This window comes from Caulobacter sp. GW822-FHT01G02 (assembly GCF_058802865.1).
Genome location: NZ_JBXAON010000001.1, coordinates 574,137 through 591,664, shown reverse-complemented (window position 1 = coordinate 591,664; position 17,528 = coordinate 574,137). Strand labels below are relative to the sequence as shown.

The 17,528-nt window shown below is 68.5% G+C and carries 14 protein-coding genes and 1 pseudogene; 12 read left to right on the top strand and 3 right to left on the bottom strand.

Translation table 11 applies throughout. From position 1 onward, the window contains the following. Positions 1–42: 42 nt before the first annotated feature. Positions 43–254 (top strand): annotated as a pseudogene (locus AC1RNC_RS02620) (carboxymuconolactone decarboxylase family protein). Here the strand turns inward: AC1RNC_RS02620 and AC1RNC_RS02615 are convergent. Next, a complete protein-coding gene (locus tag AC1RNC_RS02615; RefSeq protein ID WP_492883485.1) occupies positions 251–1,225 on the bottom strand; it encodes a 2-hydroxyacid dehydrogenase in 975 nt (324 codons plus the stop codon). The pseudogene AC1RNC_RS02620 and the gene AC1RNC_RS02615 sit on opposite strands and share 4 nt — an antisense overlap. Positions 1,226–1,522: 297 nt before the next feature. Between AC1RNC_RS02615 and AC1RNC_RS02610 the strand changes: the two genes are divergently transcribed. After that, entirely contained in the window at positions 1,523–1,900 is a 378-nt protein-coding gene (locus AC1RNC_RS02610; protein ID WP_492883483.1) for a hypothetical protein, read from the top strand. A 132-nt stretch (positions 1,901–2,032) separates the two neighbouring features. Here the strand turns inward: AC1RNC_RS02610 and ettA are convergent, their stop codons facing one another. Continuing rightward, a complete protein-coding gene (gene ettA, locus AC1RNC_RS02605) occupies positions 2,033–3,700 on the bottom strand; it encodes an energy-dependent translational throttle protein EttA (RefSeq protein WP_492883481.1) in 1,668 nt (555 codons plus the stop codon). 242 nt (positions 3,701–3,942) lie between these two features. Here ettA and AC1RNC_RS02600 point away from each other — a divergent pair, with 242 nt between their 5' ends. Both AC1RNC_RS02600 and lepB read left to right on the top strand, forming a co-directional pair. After that, positions 3,943–6,321: a TonB-dependent receptor gene (locus tag AC1RNC_RS02600; protein WP_492883480.1), complete on the top strand. Its 2,379-nt coding sequence runs from the start codon at positions 3,943–3,945 to the stop codon at positions 6,319–6,321. Between the two features lie 236 nt (positions 6,322–6,557). Then, positions 6,558–7,331 (top strand): signal peptidase I, encoded by a 774-nt coding sequence (gene lepB, locus AC1RNC_RS02595; protein ID WP_492883478.1) that lies wholly within the window; start codon positions 6,558–6,560, stop codon positions 7,329–7,331. Here lepB and AC1RNC_RS02590 read toward each other — a convergent pair. Next, on the bottom strand, positions 7,328–7,663 hold the full coding sequence (locus AC1RNC_RS02590) for a hypothetical protein (RefSeq protein WP_492883476.1): 336 nt from the start codon (positions 7,661–7,663) through the stop codon (positions 7,328–7,330). The two genes, lepB and AC1RNC_RS02590, sit on opposite strands and share 4 nt — an antisense overlap. Positions 7,664–7,975: 312 nt before the next feature. Here AC1RNC_RS02590 and AC1RNC_RS02585 point away from each other — a divergent pair, with 312 nt between their 5' ends. The 8 genes from AC1RNC_RS02585 to AC1RNC_RS02550 all read left to right on the top strand — a co-directional run bounded on the left by AC1RNC_RS02585 (position 7,976) and on the right by AC1RNC_RS02550 (position 17,527). Continuing rightward, a complete protein-coding gene (locus AC1RNC_RS02585; protein ID WP_492883474.1) occupies positions 7,976–9,208 on the top strand; it encodes an SGNH/GDSL hydrolase family protein in 1,233 nt (410 codons plus the stop codon). A 162-nt stretch (positions 9,209–9,370) separates the two neighbouring features. Continuing rightward, the gene (locus AC1RNC_RS02580) at positions 9,371–10,240 is read left to right on the top strand and encodes a polysaccharide deacetylase family protein (RefSeq protein ID WP_492883472.1); all 870 of its coding nucleotides are present in this window, start codon (positions 9,371–9,373) and stop codon (positions 10,238–10,240) included. A 65-nt stretch (positions 10,241–10,305) separates the two neighbouring features. Beyond that, positions 10,306–12,522, top strand: coding sequence for a S9 family peptidase (locus AC1RNC_RS02575; protein ID WP_492883470.1), 2,217 nt, complete (start codon positions 10,306–10,308; stop codon positions 12,520–12,522). 145 nt (positions 12,523–12,667) lie between these two features. After that, the gene (locus AC1RNC_RS02570) at positions 12,668–12,874 is read left to right on the top strand and encodes a hypothetical protein (RefSeq protein WP_492834897.1); all 207 of its coding nucleotides are present in this window, start codon (positions 12,668–12,670) and stop codon (positions 12,872–12,874) included. Between the two features lie 97 nt (positions 12,875–12,971). Next, entirely contained in the window at positions 12,972–13,358 is a 387-nt protein-coding gene (locus AC1RNC_RS02565; protein ID WP_492883468.1) for a BlaI/MecI/CopY family transcriptional regulator, read from the top strand. After that, positions 13,355–15,031, top strand: a complete 1,677-nt coding sequence (locus AC1RNC_RS02560; protein WP_492883466.1) for a M56 family metallopeptidase — start codon at positions 13,355–13,357, stop codon at positions 15,029–15,031. Before AC1RNC_RS02565 ends, AC1RNC_RS02560 begins: the two co-directional genes overlap by 4 nt. Before the next feature lie 66 nt (positions 15,032–15,097). Then, positions 15,098–15,886, top strand: a complete 789-nt coding sequence (locus AC1RNC_RS02555) for a thioesterase family protein (RefSeq protein WP_492883464.1) — start codon at positions 15,098–15,100, stop codon at positions 15,884–15,886. 132 nt (positions 15,887–16,018) lie between these two features. After that, positions 16,019–17,527: an amidase gene (locus AC1RNC_RS02550; protein WP_492883462.1), complete on the top strand. Its 1,509-nt coding sequence runs from the start codon at positions 16,019–16,021 to the stop codon at positions 17,525–17,527. The last annotated feature ends 1 nt before the right edge of the window (position 17,528 follow it).

Sequence of the window (17,528 nt, the reverse complement as noted above, 5' to 3'; positions counted from 1 at the left end):
AACTGGCCGCCACCGCCGCGCCGGGGATCTCCGCCTGCTGGGATCCGCGCGAGGCGCTGCTGATCGGCTTCTGCGACGCGGTCAACGCCCGCGCCGATATCGACGACGCCCTGTGGACGCGCCTGGCCGAGGCCTTTTCCGAAGAGGCCCGGATCGAGCTGATGATGCTGGCCGGCTTCTACCGGACGGTCAGCCTGCTGGTGAACGGTCTGCGGCTGGAGCCCGAGCCCTTCGCCGCGCCGTTTCCATCTTAGGCCGCGACCGGCGTGGCCAGCGGCTCGCCGTGGAAGTAGCGGCGCAGGTTCTCCAGGGTCAGGCTGACCATGGCCGGGATGCTGTCCAGGGTCGCGCCGGCGGTGTGCGGGGTCAGCACCGTGTGCGGCACGCCCACCCAACGAGCGGGCGGTGTCGGCTCCTGCGCATAGACGTCGAGGGCGGCCATGCCGAGCGCGCCGCTCTTCAGCGCCTCGATCAGGGCGTCCTCATCGATCAGGGCGCCCCGCGCGACATTGACGATCAGACCCTGCGGCCCGACCGCCTCGATGACCGCCCTGTTGATCAGGTGATGGTTGGAAGCGTCCGAGCGCGAGCAGACCACCAGGATGTCGCTGTCGCGGGCCAGGGCCAGCAGGCTGTCAGCGCGGGGATAGTCGGTCTCCTTGGGGCGCGGCCCCCACCAGGCGACCTTCATCTCGAAGGCCCGCAGGCGGCTGGCCACGGCCTCGCCGATATGGCCCAGGCCGACGATGCCGACCTTGCGGCCGCGCAGGCCGTGGCGTGGGGCCATGCGCTCGGCATGGGTCCAGTGGCCCGAGCGCAGGCGCTGGTCACCCTCGACGATGCCGCGCCAGGCGGCCAGGACGAGGCCCACCGCGTGATCGGCGACGTCGGCGGCGTTCAGGCCGGTGGAATGGGTGACGGCGATTCCGTGCGCCTTGCACCAGGGCACGTCGACGCCGTCATAGCCGACGCTGACGCAGGCGATCAGGCCCAGTTGCGGCATCTCCGAGAGCATGTCGCGGCTCAGCGCGAATTCACCAGCGTGAACGATGGCCCGCACACGACGTCCCGGCCCTTCGAAGAACGCCATCCTGTCGGGATAGTCCCACAGGCGGCAAATCTCGTAGGCGCTCTCAAGCAGCGGCTGCAATGGCAGCAGCATCTCGTGCGAGAGCAGGATGTGGGGCTTGTCGACGGGCGCCTTCGCAAGGGTGGAATCGGGCATCCAATGTCCTCCATCTGCGCGGGTCGTTGAGCCCGCGGCGGATCTTTGTCTCGCCCCCGGCGCATCGGTGGAAACGCCATTTCGAGAAGCTAGGCAGAGCCCCGCGCTGGCGCCAGTGTCGGGAACATCACGCTGTGGTGACGAGGCGCGCGTGAAGGCGCGCGCCCGGCAAGAACCCGGTCCGGAGGCGGCGGTTCCGCCAAGCGCCGGGTTTGCAAGGCCAAGCTGTGAACAACCACCGCCGCGAGGGGTTTTGCTAACGGCGCCACAAGGCGCTTCGGATCCGGAGAATTCCAGATGTTGACCAAGATGCTCGCCGCGACCGCGGCCTTGTCTATGCTGGCGTGCGGCGGCTCGGCGCTGGCCGCCCAGGCCAAGGCGTCGGCCCAGCTCGGCCCCAAGCAGCCGATCCCCTATTCGCAGCTCGACGCCTACGCCAAGGCCTCGCCCAAGGCCCAGGCCAGCAAGGACTGGTGGGCCGGCTCGGCCGGCGCCTCGACCGGCATGTCGACCGACACCTCGGCCACCGCCACAGCCATGTCGAGCGCGCCTGATACGGCCGTGAACCCGGCGCCGTCCGCCGCGCCGCCCAGCTTGCCGATGACCGAGGACAAGATGACCCAGCCCGGCGCCGCGACCGCGCCGCCGATGTCCACGCCGGTCGACCCGAAGTAGAGCCCTAGACCGGGACGGCGCGCGCCGTCCCGGCGGCTCAACCGCCGGAATGGCGTCGACCGAGCAATCGCCCTAAGAAAAGGGCGGCGGGATCGCTCCCGCCGCCCTCCATTTCAGTCCTCGGTCCGCCGCCTACCGCGCGAACTTCTGGAACTTGATGCGCTTGGGGATGAGGCTGTCGGCGCCCAGGCGACGCTTCTTGTCCTCCTCGTACATCTCGAAGTTGCCCTCGAACCACTCGACGTGGCTGTCGCCCTCGAAGGCCAGGATGTGGGTCGCCAGGCGGTCCAGGAACCAGCGATCGTGGCTGATGACCACGGCGCAGCCGGCGAACTCTTCCAGCGCCTCTTCCAGGGCTTGCAAGGTTTCGATGTCCAGGTCGTTGGTCGGTTCGTCGAGCAGCAGCAGGTTGCCGCCGGTGGCCAGGGTCTTGGCCAGGTGGACGCGGTTGCGCTCACCGCCCGACAGCAGGCCGACCTTCTTCTGCTGGTCGCCGCCCTTGAAGTTGAACGAGCCGACATAGGCGCGGCTGTTGATCTCGCGCTTGCCGACGATCATCACGTCGGTGCCGCCGCTGATCTCCTGCCAGATGGTCTTGTTCGGGTCGAGCGCGTCGCGCGATTGGTCGACGTAAGAGAGCTTCACCGTCTCGCCGACCTTGACCGTGCCGCCGTCGGGCTGCTCGCGGCCGGTGATCAGCTTGAACAGGGTCGACTTGCCGGCGCCGTTCGGGCCGATCACGCCGACGATGCCGTTCGGCGGCAGGCGGAACGACAGATCCTTGAACAGCACCTTGTCGCCGTATTCCTTTTCCAGGCCCTCGACTTCCAGCACCAGGTTGCCCAGGCGCGGGCCGGGCGGGATCTGGATGTGGGCATGGGTCTGAGCGGCGCGGGCGTTCTCCTGCGCGGCGACCATTTCCTCGTAGCTCGCCAGACGGGCCTTCGACTTGGACTGACGGGCCTTGGGCGAGCTGCGGACCCATTCCAGTTCGCGGGTCAGGGCGCGCTGGCGGGATTCGGATTCGGACTGCTCCTGGACGACGCGCTTCTGCTTCTGCTCCAGCCAGCCGGAGTAGTTGCCCTCGTAGGGGATGCCCTTGCCGCGGTCGAGTTCCAGGGTCCACTTGGTGACCTGATCCAGAAAGTAGCGATCGTGGGTCACCAGGATGACGCAGCCCGGGAAGGTCTCCAGGTGATGCTGCAGCCAGGCCACCGACTCGGCGTCCAGGTGGTTGGTCGGTTCGTCGAGCAGCATGATGTCGGGCTTGCTGAGCAGCAGGCGCGCCAACGCGATACGGCGCTTCTCACCGCCCGACAGGCTTTCGATGTTGGCGTCGTTCGGCGGGCAGCGCAGCGCGTCGATGGCCATCTCGACCTTGGAGTCGATGTCCCACAGGTCGCGGGCGTCGATGATCTCCTGGAGCTTGGTCATCTCCTCCATCAGCTCGTCGGTGTATTCCTCACCGAGCTGAGCCGCGAGGGCGTTGTACTTGTCGAAGATCTGCTTGTCTTCGCAGTCGGCGATGACGTTGCCCCAGACGTCGAGCGTCGGGTCCAGCACGGGCTCCTGCGGGAGGTAGCCGCGACGGATGCCCTCGGCGGCCTTGGCCTCGCCCGAGAACTCAGTGTCCAGACCGGCCATCACCTTCAGCAGGGTCGACTTACCCGAGCCGTTGACGCCGACCACGCCGATCTTGGCGTCGGAGTAGAACGACAGCCAGATGTTCTCGAAGACCTTCTTGCCGCCGGGATAGGCCTTGGTCAGGCCCTGCATCTGGAAAATATATTGCTGCGCCATGAGGCTCGCGTTCTCGCTGGACGAGGGTTTCGGGGATTGGGCGCTGAAATAGCGGTCCGGAGCGCTTCGCGCAATCGTGGCGGGGTCCGCGCGGCGGGATCGCGACGGCGCGGCCGTCATGGTTCGGTCATTAGACTGTCGGACAGTCGACACAGCCTCGTCGCCTCGCCGTCGCCGACCGCTGTTACCGCAAGCTCCCAACCGGCCCCTCCCCTTCTGTCCGGGCCGGATTGGGGATAATCATGAAGAAGCACGCCTTGTTGCTGAGCGCCGCCGCCTGCGCGCTCGGCCTGTTCGCGAACCCGGCCTTCGCCGCCGATGACGTGAAGCCCGACGCCGCCGCCGCTCCGGCCGCCGCGCCCGAAAACACCGAAGTCGACGCGATCATCGTCCTGGGCCGCGGCGAAAGCCGCCAGGTCCAGACCGTCAACGACCAGCAGGTCGCCCTGCAGGCCGCCGGCTCCAGCCCGCTCAAGGCCATCGAGAAGCTGCCCGGCGTGTCGTTCCAGTCGGCCGACGCCTTCGGCGCGTACGAGTGGTCGACCCGCATCTCGATCCGCGGCTTCGACCAGAGCCGCCTGGGCTTCACCCTGGACGGCGTGCCGCTGGGCGACATGAGCTACGGCAACTACAACGGCCTGCACATCAGCCGCGCCATCGCCAGCGAGGACATCGGCAAGATCGAGCTGGCCCAGGGCGCCGGCGCCCTGTCGACCGCCTCGACCTCGAACCTGGGCGGCACGCTGCAGTTCTTCTCGCGCAACCCGACGGATGACTTCGGCCTGCAGGCCAACGCCACGGTCGGCTCGGACAATATGCACCGCGTGTTCGGTCGCCTGGACACCGGCGCCATCGAGTCGATGAACGGCCTGAAGGGCTATCTCTCGGTCGCCGAGCAGCAGGCCGACAAGTGGAAGGGCGGCTCCAAGCAGAAGCAGCTGCAGATCGACGGCAAGATCGAGCTGCCGCTGGGCGACAACGGCTCGCTGACCGCGTGGTGGGATCACTCGGAACGCCGCGAGCAGGACTACCAGGACATGTCGTTCGACATGATCAAGCGCCTGGGCCGCGACTTCGACAACTTCCAGCCCGACTGGGCCAAGGCCGTCGGCGTCGCCGCCGTGCTGAACAACCCGGCCAACTACGCCGGCGCCACGCCGCTGCTGAACGGCGGCTACTGGACCGGCGCGGGCGTGAACCCCTACCGCGCCTACGGGGTCGACACGCCGGACGACGCCTACTACGCCGGCGCCGGCATCCGTGACGACGACCTGTTCGCCGTCACCTTCAAGCAGAAGATCGGCGACAATGTCCGCGTCGACCTGACCGGCTATGGCCACAAGAACAAGGGCCAGGGCCTGTGGTACACGCCCTACACGGTCAGCCCGGGCTACGGCACGGCCGGCTCGACGGCCGCTCCGCTGTCGATCCGCACCACCGAGTACGACATCGACCGCAAGGGCCTGATCGGCAACCTGGTCGTCGACCTGGCCAGCCACCAGATCAGCGCCGGCTTCTGGCACGAGGACAACGACTTCGCCCAGGCGCGCCGCTTCTACGCCGAGACCCTGGCCGCGCCGTCGCGTGACCCGCTGGACTTCCAGTCCAACCCGTTCACCACCTCGTGGGAATACAAGTTCAACACCAAGACCACGACCGGCTACCTGCAGGACGTCTGGTCGGTGACCGACGCGTTCAAGGTCAACTTCGGCTTCAAGGCCATGAAGGTCGAGAACGAGGTCAAGTCGGTCGTCGGCAAGATGAACGGCAAGATCGAGAGCAAGGACAGCTTCCTGCCCCAGGTCGGCGCCGTCTACAGCCTGGACAACGGCGTCGAAGTGTTCGGCGGCTACACCGAGAACATGGCCGCCTTCGTGTCGGCCGCGACCTCGGGTCCGTTCGCCTCGCAGAACCAGACGGTCGTCGACTACGTCGCCAAGAACCTGAAGCCGGAAACCTCGAAGACCTTCGAGGGCGGCCTGCGCCTCAAGACCAGCCGCTTCCAGGGCGTCGCGGCCCTCTACCACGTCAAGTTCGACAATCGCCTGGACAGCGCCTCGACGGCTCCGCCGATCCTGGGCCTGCCGGCCGTGCTGTCGAACGTCGGCTCGGTCACCACCAAGGGCGTCGAAGTGGCCGGCGAGTTCCGCATGACCGACGAATGGTCGCTGTATGGCTCCTACAGCTACAACGACTCCAAGTACGACGACGACGTCCCGGGCGCCGGCGGCCTGGTGGCCATGAAGACCAAGGGCAAGGACGTGATCTACACGCCCAAGAACCTGCTGAAGGCCGAACTGAAGTATGACAACGGCGGCCTCTATGCCCGCGCCGGCCTCTCCTACGTCGGCTCGCGCTGGTACACGTTCGAGAACGACGGCGGCAAGGTCGACAGCTACACGGTCGCGGACCTGACGGTCGGCTATCGCTTCAGCGACAACGCCGCCCCGATGCTGCGCGGCCTGGAGATCCAGGCCAACGTCACCAACCTGAGCGACGAGGACTACATCTCGACGGTCGGTTCGGGCGGCGCCTCCAAGGCCGACCGCGCCGGCACGGCCATGACCCTGCTGCCGGGCGCCCCGCGCCAGGGCTACCTGACGATCAAGAAGCGTTTCTAGAACCCAACCCTTGTCATCCCGGAAGCCTCGCAGAGGCTGTCCGGGACCCAGGGCCGGCGCTCTGCGGTCGCACCTGGATCCCGGCTATCCGCTTCGCAGCGGGCCGGGACGACAAGAAGAAGTGGAGGGCCGGGAGCATGTCTCCCGGCCCTTTTTTTCATGTCCGGACACGAATTCACGGACGTCCCGACAGGCCTTTGCTGGCGCTGGCGGTCGACGCGAGGCTTGGTCGGGACATGACCGACATCACCTCCCCCGACATAACCCCACCCTCCGCCAACGCTTGGCGCGAGTTCGTCGAGATCCTCCGCACCGTGGGCTTGGCGCTCGCCATCGCCCTGATCCTGCGGGTCGTGATCTTCCAGCCCTTCACCATCCCCTCGTCCTCGATGGAGCCGGGACTGGTGACCGGCGACTACATCGTGGTCTCCAAGTCGTCGCATGGCTGGAGCCGGGCCTCGTTCCCGCTCAATCCGCCGCTGTTCAAGGGCCGGTTCCTGGAGCGCATGGCCCAGCGCGGCGACGTGGTCGTCTTCCGCCTGCCGCGCGATCCCGGCCAGACCTGGATAAAGCGCGTGATCGGCCTGCCGGGAGACCGCATCCACGTGCGAAACGGTCAGGTCTTCGTCAATGGCGTCGCCATCCCCCAGACGCCGCTGGGCATGACCCAGGATCACGACGCGCCGGACCGCACCGTTCTGCAACTGGGCGAGCGGACGTCGGACGGCCGCGCCTATGTCACCTATGACGGCGGGCCCGGCCAGCCGGGCGACGACGCCGGCGCCTATGTGGTGCCGGCGGGCCAGTATTTCGTGATGGGCGACAACCGCGACAACTCGCTGGACAGCCGCTTCGCGCCGTCAGCCGGCGGCGTCGGCCTGCTGCCGGCCGAGAACCTGGTCGGCCGCGCGAAATTCGTGCTGGTGTCGTGGCGACAGGGCGCGTCGCTGTTCAAGCCATGGACGTGGCTGGACCTGCAATGGGACCGGCTGCTGAAGCCGATCCGTTAGCGCCCGCTGAATTCCTCGAAGCTCAGATTGCCATCGTGGTTGGCGTCCAGGCGCTCGAAGGCCGCGTGTGAGGGCGTGGTCGGACGGGCGAGCGAGGGCGCGGCCACCGCGCCGACGGCCAGGCCCGCCAGCGCCGCCGCCATGGCTCGCCACGCTAGACCGGGGGCGCGGGGCTTGGCCACCCGCCCTTCCAGTTCCTGGTCGATAAAGACCCGCACCACCTCGCTGGCCGTGCGGTGTGTCTCCCGGCAGCGGGCCATGAAGGCGGTCTTGGTCTCGTACGGCAAACGGACCTCGAGCACTTCGCTCTTCTTGGGCTTGCCAGCGGCCATGTGGAGAAACCTCGCGACGTTCGTCCCTGACTATCATCTTCCGCGACGCGCAAAAAGAAAGCCCGGCCAAACGACCGGGCTTGAAGTCAATAGGGAGGAAACGCCCAAGAAGGGCAGAGGCGCTCGGCGCCTCACGGATCCCTGATAGCGCTAACACTCTGGATGGCGCAACCTCTTTTCGACGGCCGCGACGGCCTGCCGCACCTGGCCTTGACGGTCGTTCGCGCACGGCGGCGCTTTACGACGGCCGCGAGAGGTCATACCAATGTTACCGCTACCGATGCAGCAAGGTCGGAGTGGGGAGAAACGTCGATGAAGATGCTCGCGCGGCTAGCCGTATTCGGCGCGGCCCTGGTCCTGGCCCTTCCCGCCCACGCCGAGTCGCTAAAGAGCCCCCGCTGGGTCGGCGGCTGGGCCAGCGCCCAGATGGCGCCGGACGAGAAGAATCGCCTCGCCGCCGAGGACTATCCCGACGCCACCCTGCGCCAGATCGTGCGCCTGACCCTGGGCGGCGAGACGCTGCGGGTGCGCCTCTCCAACGCCTTCGGGACCGCACCCCTGACGATCAAGGCCGCCCATGTCGCCGTCTCGGCCGATCTCGCCAGCGCCCGCATCGACCCGGCCACGGACCGCGCCCTGACCTTCTCCGGCCGCGCGGAGGTGACCATCCCCGCCGGCGCCGACTACTGGTCCGATCCGGTGAGCCTGAAGGTCGCGCCGCTGACCTCGCTAGCGATCAGCCTCCACTACGCCGCCGCGCCCAGCGTCCAGACCGGCCATCCGGGGTCGCGGGCGACCTCCTACGTCCTGGCCGGCGATCACGTGGCCGCCGCCGATCTGCCCGGCGCCAAGACCGCCGACCGCTGGCTGCAGATCTCCAGCGTCGACGTGGTCTCGGCCAAGGCTCGCGCCATCGTGGCGCTGGGCGACAGCATCACCGACGGCTACGGCGTCCAGCCCAACACCAACCTGCGCTGGACCGACGGTCTGATCGAACGGCTGAAGGGCAAGAACATCGGCCTGCTGAACCTCGGCATCGGCGGCAACCGCGTGCTACTCGACGGCCTGGGTCCCAACGCCCTGGCGCGGTTCGAGCGCGACGTCCTCTCCCAGGCCGGCGTCACCCACGTGGTGCTGCTGGAAGGCGTCAACGATCTGGGAACCCTGACCCGGGAGGCGCCCGCCACGCCCGAAGCGCACAAGGCCCTCGTTGAGCAGGTCATCGCCGGCTACCGCCAGATGATCGACCGCGCCCATGGCCGGGGGATCAAGGTGATCGGCGCGACCATCCTGCCCTATGCCCGCTCGGCCTATTACCATCCCGGCCCGGAGAGCGAGGCCGACCGCCAGGCGATCAACGCCTGGATCCGCGCGCCTGGGAACTTCGACGGCGTGATCGACTGGGACAAGGCCCTGCGCGACCCCGCCAACCCGACCCACCTGCTGCCGGCCTATGACAATGACGGCCTGCACCCCAACCTGGCGGGCTACAAGGCCATGGCGGACGCGGTGCCGCTGAGTTTGTTCAACGCGACCAACAAATAATCCGATCTCCCCGGCGAAGGCCGGGGCCCAGATCCATCCGGGGAATCAGACGTGTACGCGCCCAAAACCTCAGCCAAACCCGCCAACGCTCAAGGGGCGATCTGGGTCCCGACTTTCGCCGGGGAGATCGGGAAGTGGGTGGGCGTTGCGTGCGTCGCGCTCATGGCCACCACCGCTCATGCGGCCGACAAACCCGTCATCGCCTTCACCTGGGACGACCTGCCCGCGCACAGCGCCCTGCCGTCGGGTGTGACGCGCGTCCAGATCGCCGCCGACCTGCTGAAGGCCGCCGCCGACGCCAAGGCTCCCGCCTTCGGGTTTATCAACGGCGTCCAGACCGAGCGCGAGCCGGCCTCGACCCCGGTGCTGAAGATGTGGCGCGACGCCGGCCAGCCCCTGGGCAACCACACCTGGTCGCACCAGAACCTGAAGGACCTGACGCCAGAACAGTTCGCCGCCGAGGCCGCCCGCAACGAGCCGATGTTGAAGAACCTGATGGCCGCCGAGGACTGGCGCTGGCTGCGCTATCCGTTCCTGTCCGAAGGCGACACGCCCGAGAAACGCTTGGCTGTGCGCGCCTGGCTGGCGGCCAACCACTACAAGATCGCCAGCGTGACGATGAGCTTCGCCGACTACGCCTTCAACGATCCCTATGCCCGCTGCGTGGCCAAGGGCGACAAGGCCGCCGTGGCCGAGTTGGAGAAGCGCTATCTGGACGCCGCGGCCGCCGTCGCCGACCGGGCGCGGGCGATGAGCAAGACGCTGTACGGCGCGGATATCCCCTATGTCCTGCTGATGCATGGCGGCGCCTTCGACGCGCGCATGGCGCCGCGCCTCTACAAACTCTACGCCAGAAGGGGCTTCGGCTTCACGACCCTCGCCAAGGCCGAGGGTCATCCGTTCTATCGAACCGACGTCGACCCCGGCCTGCCGCCCGAACCGACCACGCTGGAGGACGCCCTGAAGGCCAAGGGCCTGCCGGTCCCGCCCGATCCGGTGGATGTGAAGGCCGTCGGTGAAATGTGCCGCTGAGCGTTTCAAGGTCGCAACAACTTCCCTGCTGACAACGGCGACGCTCCCGCATAGCGTCCCGCGCCATGATCAAGCCCTCGCTCACGGCGCTCGCGGCCGTCCTCGCCCTCGCTACCCCCGCCATGGCGGAAAAACTCACCCCACAGCGCGTCTTCGCCGACCCCAACCTGAGCGGCCCGACCGCCAAGGGCGTGGCCCTGTCGCCGGACGGCAGGCGCGTCACCTATCTGAAGGGCAAGGCCGAGGCGGCCAATGTCCAGGATCTGTGGGCGGCCGACGTGAAGGGCGGCGAGCCCTATCGCCTGATCGACTCGGCGGCGCTGTCGTCGGGGGCCAAGGAACTGTCGGAGGCCGAGAAAGCCCGCCGCGAACGCGCCCGCGTCTCGGCCCGCGGCATCGTCGAGTACAGCTGGGACAAGCAGGGCCGCTTCATCCTGGTGCCGCTGGACGGCGACCTCTATCTGGACAGCATCGCCGACGGCAAGGTCACCCGCCTGACCGAAACCCCGGGCGACGAGGTCGACGCCAAGGTCTCGCCCAAGGGCGCGTACGTCAGCTACGTCCGTGACCAGAACCTCTACGTCAAGCCGGTTGCCGGCGGGCCCGAGAAGGCCCTGACCACCGAGGGCAAGGACGCCCTGTCGTTCGGCGTCGCCGAGTTCATCGCCCAGGAAGAACTCTCCCGCGCGACCGGCTACTGGTGGAGCCCCGACGAGGCCCACATCGTCTATGCCCGCGTCGACGAGAACGGCGTCGACATCGTGCCGCGCGCCGACATCGGCCCGACCGGCGCCACCGTGGTCAATCAGCGCTATCCTCGCGCTGGCCGTCCCAACGCCGTGGTCGACCTGTTCGTCCGCGACCTGGCCTCGGGCAAGGTCGTGCAGTTGGACCTGGGCGCCAACAAGGACATCTATGTCGCCCGCGTCGCCTGGGCCCAGGACGGCAAGACCGTCTATGTCCAGCGTCTCTCGCGCGACCAGAAGACCCTGGACCTGATCGCCTTCGACCCGGCCACCGGCGCGGGCAAGACCATCCTGACCGAGACCGACACCCACTTCATCGAGCTGCTCGACAACTTCAAGGCGCTGAAGGACGGGACCTTCCTGTGGGGTTCGGAACGGGACGGCGCCAGCCACCTCTACCGCTACGCCGCCGACGGCAAACTGATCGCCCAGATCACCAAGGGCGACTGGCCGGTCGACAGGCTGGAAGGCGTCGACGAGGCCCGCAAGGTCGCCATCTTCGGCGCCTCGATGGACAGCCCGCTGGAGCGCCGCATCTATGAGGTGAGCTACGCCAAGCCCGGCAAGCCCAAGGCCCTGACCTCGGGCGGCGGCTGGTGGTCGGCCAAGGTGGCCGAGGCTGGCGGCGCCTTCGCCGGCTCCTACAGCGATCCCAAGACCCCGCCTCAGACGGCGCTCTATTCGGCCGACGGCAAGCTTGTGCGCTGGATCGAGGAAAACAAGCTGGCCGAGGGCCACGCCTACTGGCCCTACGCCTCGACCCTGCCGGTTCCGGAATACGGCTCGCTGAAGGCCGCCGACGGCTCGGCCCTGTACTACGAGATCCTCAAGCCCATCGGCTTCGATCCGGCCAAGAAGTACCCGGCCATCGTCTCGGTCTATGGCGGCCCGCACGCCCAGAAGGTGACCAAGGCCTGGCACAGCGCGTCCGAGCGCACCTATCTCGAAGCCGGCTACGTGGTCTTCAAGCTGGACAACCGCGGCAGCGGCAACCGCTCGGCGGCCTTCAAGCGCGCCCTCGACCGCAACCTCGGCAAGGTGGAGGTCGACGACCAGCTGCAGGGCGCCAAGTTCCTGCAGAGCCTGCCCTATGTCGACGCCGACAAGCTGGGCGTGATGGGCTGGTCGTACGGCGGCTTCATGACCCTGATGCTGCTGACGGCCGACAACACCCCGTTCAAGGCCGGCGCGGCCGGCGCTCCGCCGACCGAATGGGGCCTCTACGACACGGCCTATACCGAGCGCTACATGGGTACGCCCGCCGACAATAAGGCCGGCTACGCCTATTCGGACATCAATACCCGCCTGGACAAGCTGAAGCCCGGCAGCCTGTTGCTGCTGCATGGCATGGCCGACGACAACGTGATCTTCGAGAACAGCACCCGCGTCATCGCGGCCCTGCAGAAGAAGGCCATCCCGTTTGAGATGGCGCTCTATCCCGGCGAGCGCCACAGCGCGCCCGGCAGCAAGACCAAGGGCCTCAGCGTGCTAAACACGCACCTGGAGTTCTTCGACCGCAAGCTGAAGGGCCAGTAGGCTCCAAGCCCCTCGCGCGGCCCCGTCACACAGGGCGCGCGAGGGGCCTGCGACTCAATGCTCCACCCACATGCCGCTTTGTCGCAGGCCTGAACCGCGAACCACGCTCTACGTTACGCCACAGTGGATTCCCGAGGAGCGCGTTGTGGCGAAGACGACCGACGAAGCCATCGAGCAGTTGATCGCGACCGTGAAGGAAGCGCTGGAGGACGGCCGCGCCTCGGCCTCGGAACTCGAGGAATGGCTGCTGGCGGCGATCATGCTGGAAGAGATGGGCCTGGAAGAACAGCGCGACGAACGTGACAACCGCACGTTCTCAAGCTGGATGCTGGCCAGCACGACGCTGCACTAGGCCGCTCCGACATTACGCCGAATTCACGCATCGCAGGCTAGCCGCGCTACAGACGTAGCGCTACACATGTAGCGGACACCGGATAACGGAAGCCGCCATGATCGAATCCCTCCCCCGACGCGAACGCGAGGTCTTCGAGACCCTCTGTCGCCTGGAGACCGGCGCCGTCGCCAACGTGCGTAGCGCCCTGTCCGACCCGATCAGCGACTCGGCCATCCGCACCATGCTCTCGCGCCTGGAGGCCAAGGGCCTGGTCGAGCGCGAGGCCGGTCCCGACGGCTTCGTCTACCGCCCCGCCCCGCAACCCGAGGCCGTCGCGGCCAGCGCGCTGAAGCGGGTCATCGACACCTTCTTCGCCGGCTCGGCCGCCAGCGCCGCCACCGCCCTCCTGGGCCTGGGTCAGCGCCTGACCACCGAGGAAGCCGCCGCCCTGGAGCGGGTCATCGACAAGGCCGTGGAGCGGCCCATGGAGGACAGGTCGTGACCTGGACGCTTCTCCTTTCGCTGCTGGTCAAGTCCAGCGTCGTCGCCGGCGCGGGCCTGGCCTGCGCCCGCTTCCTGGCCCAGCGCCCGGTCGACCGCGTGGACATCCTGCGCGCCACGGTTGGCCTGCTGCTGGCCATCCCCGTGATCATGAACGTGCTGCCGGCGCTGGACCTGGCCCTGCTGCCGCCGATCGCGCCCTACGTCCCGGTGGAAGGCGCGACCATGACCGGCGACGCGGTTTCGGTTCCCGTCGCCCCATCCTGGCCGCCGTCGGCCCAGTTGGTCGGCGGCCTGTGGCTGCTGGGCGTGGCGGCCGTGGTCGGCCAGTTGCTGCTGGGCCTGTTGACCCTCGACCGCTGGACCCGCCAGGGCTGTCCGGTCGAGCACCAGGCCTGGCTGGAGCCGCTGGAAGACCTGTCGCCCGAGGAAGACCGTCCGCGCCTGATCGCCAGCGAACGCATCACCAGTCCGTTGAGCTGGGGCGTCGCGCCCGGCTTCATCGTCGTCGATCCCGCCAGCCTGGACGAGCGTCACGCCGCCCGCGCCATCCTGGCCCATGAACTGGCCCACCTGCGTCGCCAGGACTGGATCTTCCTGATCCTGTCGCGCCTGGCCCTGGCGGTGTTCTGGTTCAACCCGCTGGTCTGGCGCCTGCACGCCGTGCTGGCCGAACGCTCGGAAGAAACCGCCGACGCCGTCGCGCTCGAGACCGTCGATCGCACCCTCTACGCCCGGACGCTGGTGCGCCTGGCGTCTCACCCCACCGCCCGCCTGATGAGCCCGCGTCCCGCAACCGCGATGGCCGCCAGCGCCCGCACGCTGAAGACAAGGATCGCCCACATCATGACCCATACCGCTTCACGTCGCCGCCCCGTGACCGTCGCCCTCAGCGTCGTCGCCCTGGCCGCAGTCGCCACGCCGCTGGCCGCCCTGGGCCTGACGCACCAGGAATGGGTCGCTCCGCCGCCGCCTCCGGTTCCCCCGTCGCCGCCCGCGCCGATGGCCGCGCCCCCGGCTCCCCCCGCCCCGCCGGTCAGCGCGCCCGCCGCGCCGATCCCGCCGGCGCCCCCTACCCCGCCGCCCGAGCCGCCCGCCTACAAGTCCGGCTACGTCTACAGCTACTACCGCGTCCTCACGGGCGCAGAGCGTGTGGCCGCCGACCAGGCGCGCGCCGAAGCCGACCAGGCGCGCCAGGAGGCCGAACAGGCCCGTATCGAGGCCGATATCGAGCGTCGCCAGGCCGACCAGAACCGTGTCCGCGCCGACGAAGCCCGTCGCCTCTCGGACATGGCGCGCGCCCAGGCCGACGTCGCCCGCCAGGCCGCCGAGGGCGCGCGGATGGGCGCCGAACAGGCCCGCCTCGCCGGCGAGCAGGCTCGCATCATCGGCGAACGCGCTCGCGAGCAGGCCATGCGTCAGGTCGCCAACGCCCGCATCCACATGGCCAACGGCGCCGTGCAGATGCGGCGCGGCGCCCAGCAGATGCGCGAGGAAGCCGTCCGCCTGCGCGACCCGGCCTATCGCGCCAAGCAGATCGCCGAAAACCGCGAGCGCGGCGGCACGGTCACCGACGCCGAACTGCGCGACTTGGCCGAGACGTTGCCGGACAAGGCCAAGGACATGGAGCGCCGAGCCGACGAGTTGGAAGCCCGGTCGCGCAAGCCGAGCTGAGATCCCCCAATCTGAGGCGACAACGGCGCTTGACTTCCGTAGCGAAAGAAAACGAACCTCTTTCGCATGACGCTCTACACCGACCTGATCGCCGCCGTCGCCGCCACCGAGTCCGGCTTTTCCGCCTTCGTCACCGACGACTGGAAGCAGGGCCGGACCACCTATGGCGGGCTGTCGGCGGCGCTCTGCGTCGAAGCGGCGCTGCGGACCTTCCCGGAGGCCCCGCCCCTACGCTCGGCCCAGTTCGCCTTCGTCGGCCCCGCGTCTGGAGAACTGGCCATCCAGGTCAAGCCGCTGCGCCAGGGCAAGTCGACCCTGTTCGTCGCCGTCGACCTGGTCGGCGAGCAGGGCGTAGCCACCCACGGGGTCCTGACCTTCGGCGCGGCGCGGGCCTCGACGCTGTCGCACAGCGAGGTCCCCGCCCCTGACGTCGCGGCGCCCGAGGCCTGCGAATCCTTCTTTCCGGAGAGCCGCCAGGGCGCGCCGCATTTCTCGGCCCAGTTCGAGGTGCGCAAGGCGGGCGGCACGCGACCGCTGGCCGGCGGGGCCCCCGAATACCTGCTGTGGATCCGTCACCGCGACCCAGCGGCCCGCTCGCTGTCGGCCCTGATCGCCCTGGCCGACATGCCGCCGCCCCCGGCCATGGCGCTGTTCACTCAGTTCGCCCCGATCTCGACCATGACCTGGGCCATGGACGTGGTGGGCCTTCCCGCCGAGGACGACGACGGCTGGCGCCTGTTGCGCACCAAGGCCGAGACCGTCGGCGAAGGCTATTCGACCCAGGAGATGCACCTTTGGGACCGGAATGGCCTCCCGCTGGTCCTGGCGCGCCAGAACGTAGCGGTCTTCGCCTGAACAACCGCCCCCGCCCTTCGACAGGCTCAGGGCGAGGGCTACTTTTGAGCCGCTCGATGGAAACCTCATCCTGAGCTTGTCGAAGGGCGAGGTTTCGGGCCACGGTCCCGGCTCGAATTCGGGGAAACGTCCATGACCAAGTTCGCCTGCCTGCCTTCCGCATATTTGGCCGGCGCCGCCGCCCTCGCCCTGCTCGCCGGGACCGCGCAAGCCCAGACCGCCGAACAGGCGACCAAGGCCTATCTCGCGGTCATCAAGGACAAGAACCCCGTCCTGCACGCGGTGATCGCCACCAACCCAAACGCCCTTTCCGACGCCAAGGCTCTCGACGCCGAGCGCAAGGCCGGCAAGGTCCGCTCGCCCCTGCACGGCGCGCCGATCCTGCTGAAGGACAATATCGAGAGCGCCGATCCGCTGCCCACCACGGCCGGCTCACTGGCGCTGAAGGACAACATCACTGGCCGCGACGCGCCGATCGCCAAGCGCCTGCGCGACGCGGGCCTGGTCATGCTGGGCAAGGCCAACCTGTCGGAATGGGCCAATATCCGCTCGGGCAAGTCGATCAGCGGCTGGAGCGCGGTGGGCGGCACGGTGCGCAATCCGTACGTCCTGGACCGCAGCGCCTGCGGCTCGTCCAGCGGCTCGGCCGCGGCGGTGGCGGCGGGCCTGGCGCCCCTGGCCATCGGCACCGAAACCGACGGCTCGATCACCTGCCCGGCCGCGATCAACGGCCTGGTGGGCCTCAAGCCGACCGTGGGCCTGGTATCGCGCACCCATATCGTGCCGATCAGCCACAGCCAGGACACCGCCGGCCCGATGACCGCCACGGTCGAGGACGCCGCCAAGGTGCTGACCATCATCGCCGGCGGCGACCCCGCCGATCCCGCGACCAGAGAGGCCGACGCCCGCAAGACCGACTATGCGGCCGGCCTCTCCAAGGACGCGCTGAAGGGCGTCAAGCTGGCCGTGGCCCGGTTCTACACGGGCTATTCGCCCAACACCGACGCCGTGTTCGAGGCGGCGCTGAAGGACCTGCGGGACCAGGGCGCGATCCTGGTCGATGTGAAGGACTTCGATGAAGGCCCGATCGGCAAGGCCGAGGGCGTGGTGCTCTACACCGAGCTGAAGGCCGACATGGCCGCCTATCTCTCCTCGACCGATCCGAAGAAGGTCCCCAGCCGCACGCTGGCCGACCTGATCGCCTTCAACAAGGCGACGCCCAAGGAGTTCGAATGGTTCGGCCAGGAGAGCTTCGAGCGGGCCGAGAAGACCAAGGGCCTCTCCGATCCCGACTACCTGAAGGCCCTGGCGGATTCGAAGCGCCTGGCCGGCCCCGAGGGTATCGACAAGATTCTCAAGGACACCGGCGCGGTGGCGATCGTCGCCCCGACCACCGGCCCGGCCTGGACCATCGATCCGCTGAACGGCGACAACTATGGCGGCTCGTCGACCACCCTGCCCGCCGTGGCTGGCTATCCGCACCTGACCGTGCCGATGGGCGCCGTCACCGGCCTGCCGGTCGGCCTCTCGTTCATCGGCCCGGCCTGGAGCGAGAAGCTGCTGCTGGGCCTGGGCTACGCGTACGAGCAGGCGACGCACCATCGCAAGGCGCCGACCTTCATCAAGACGATCGCACCGTAGA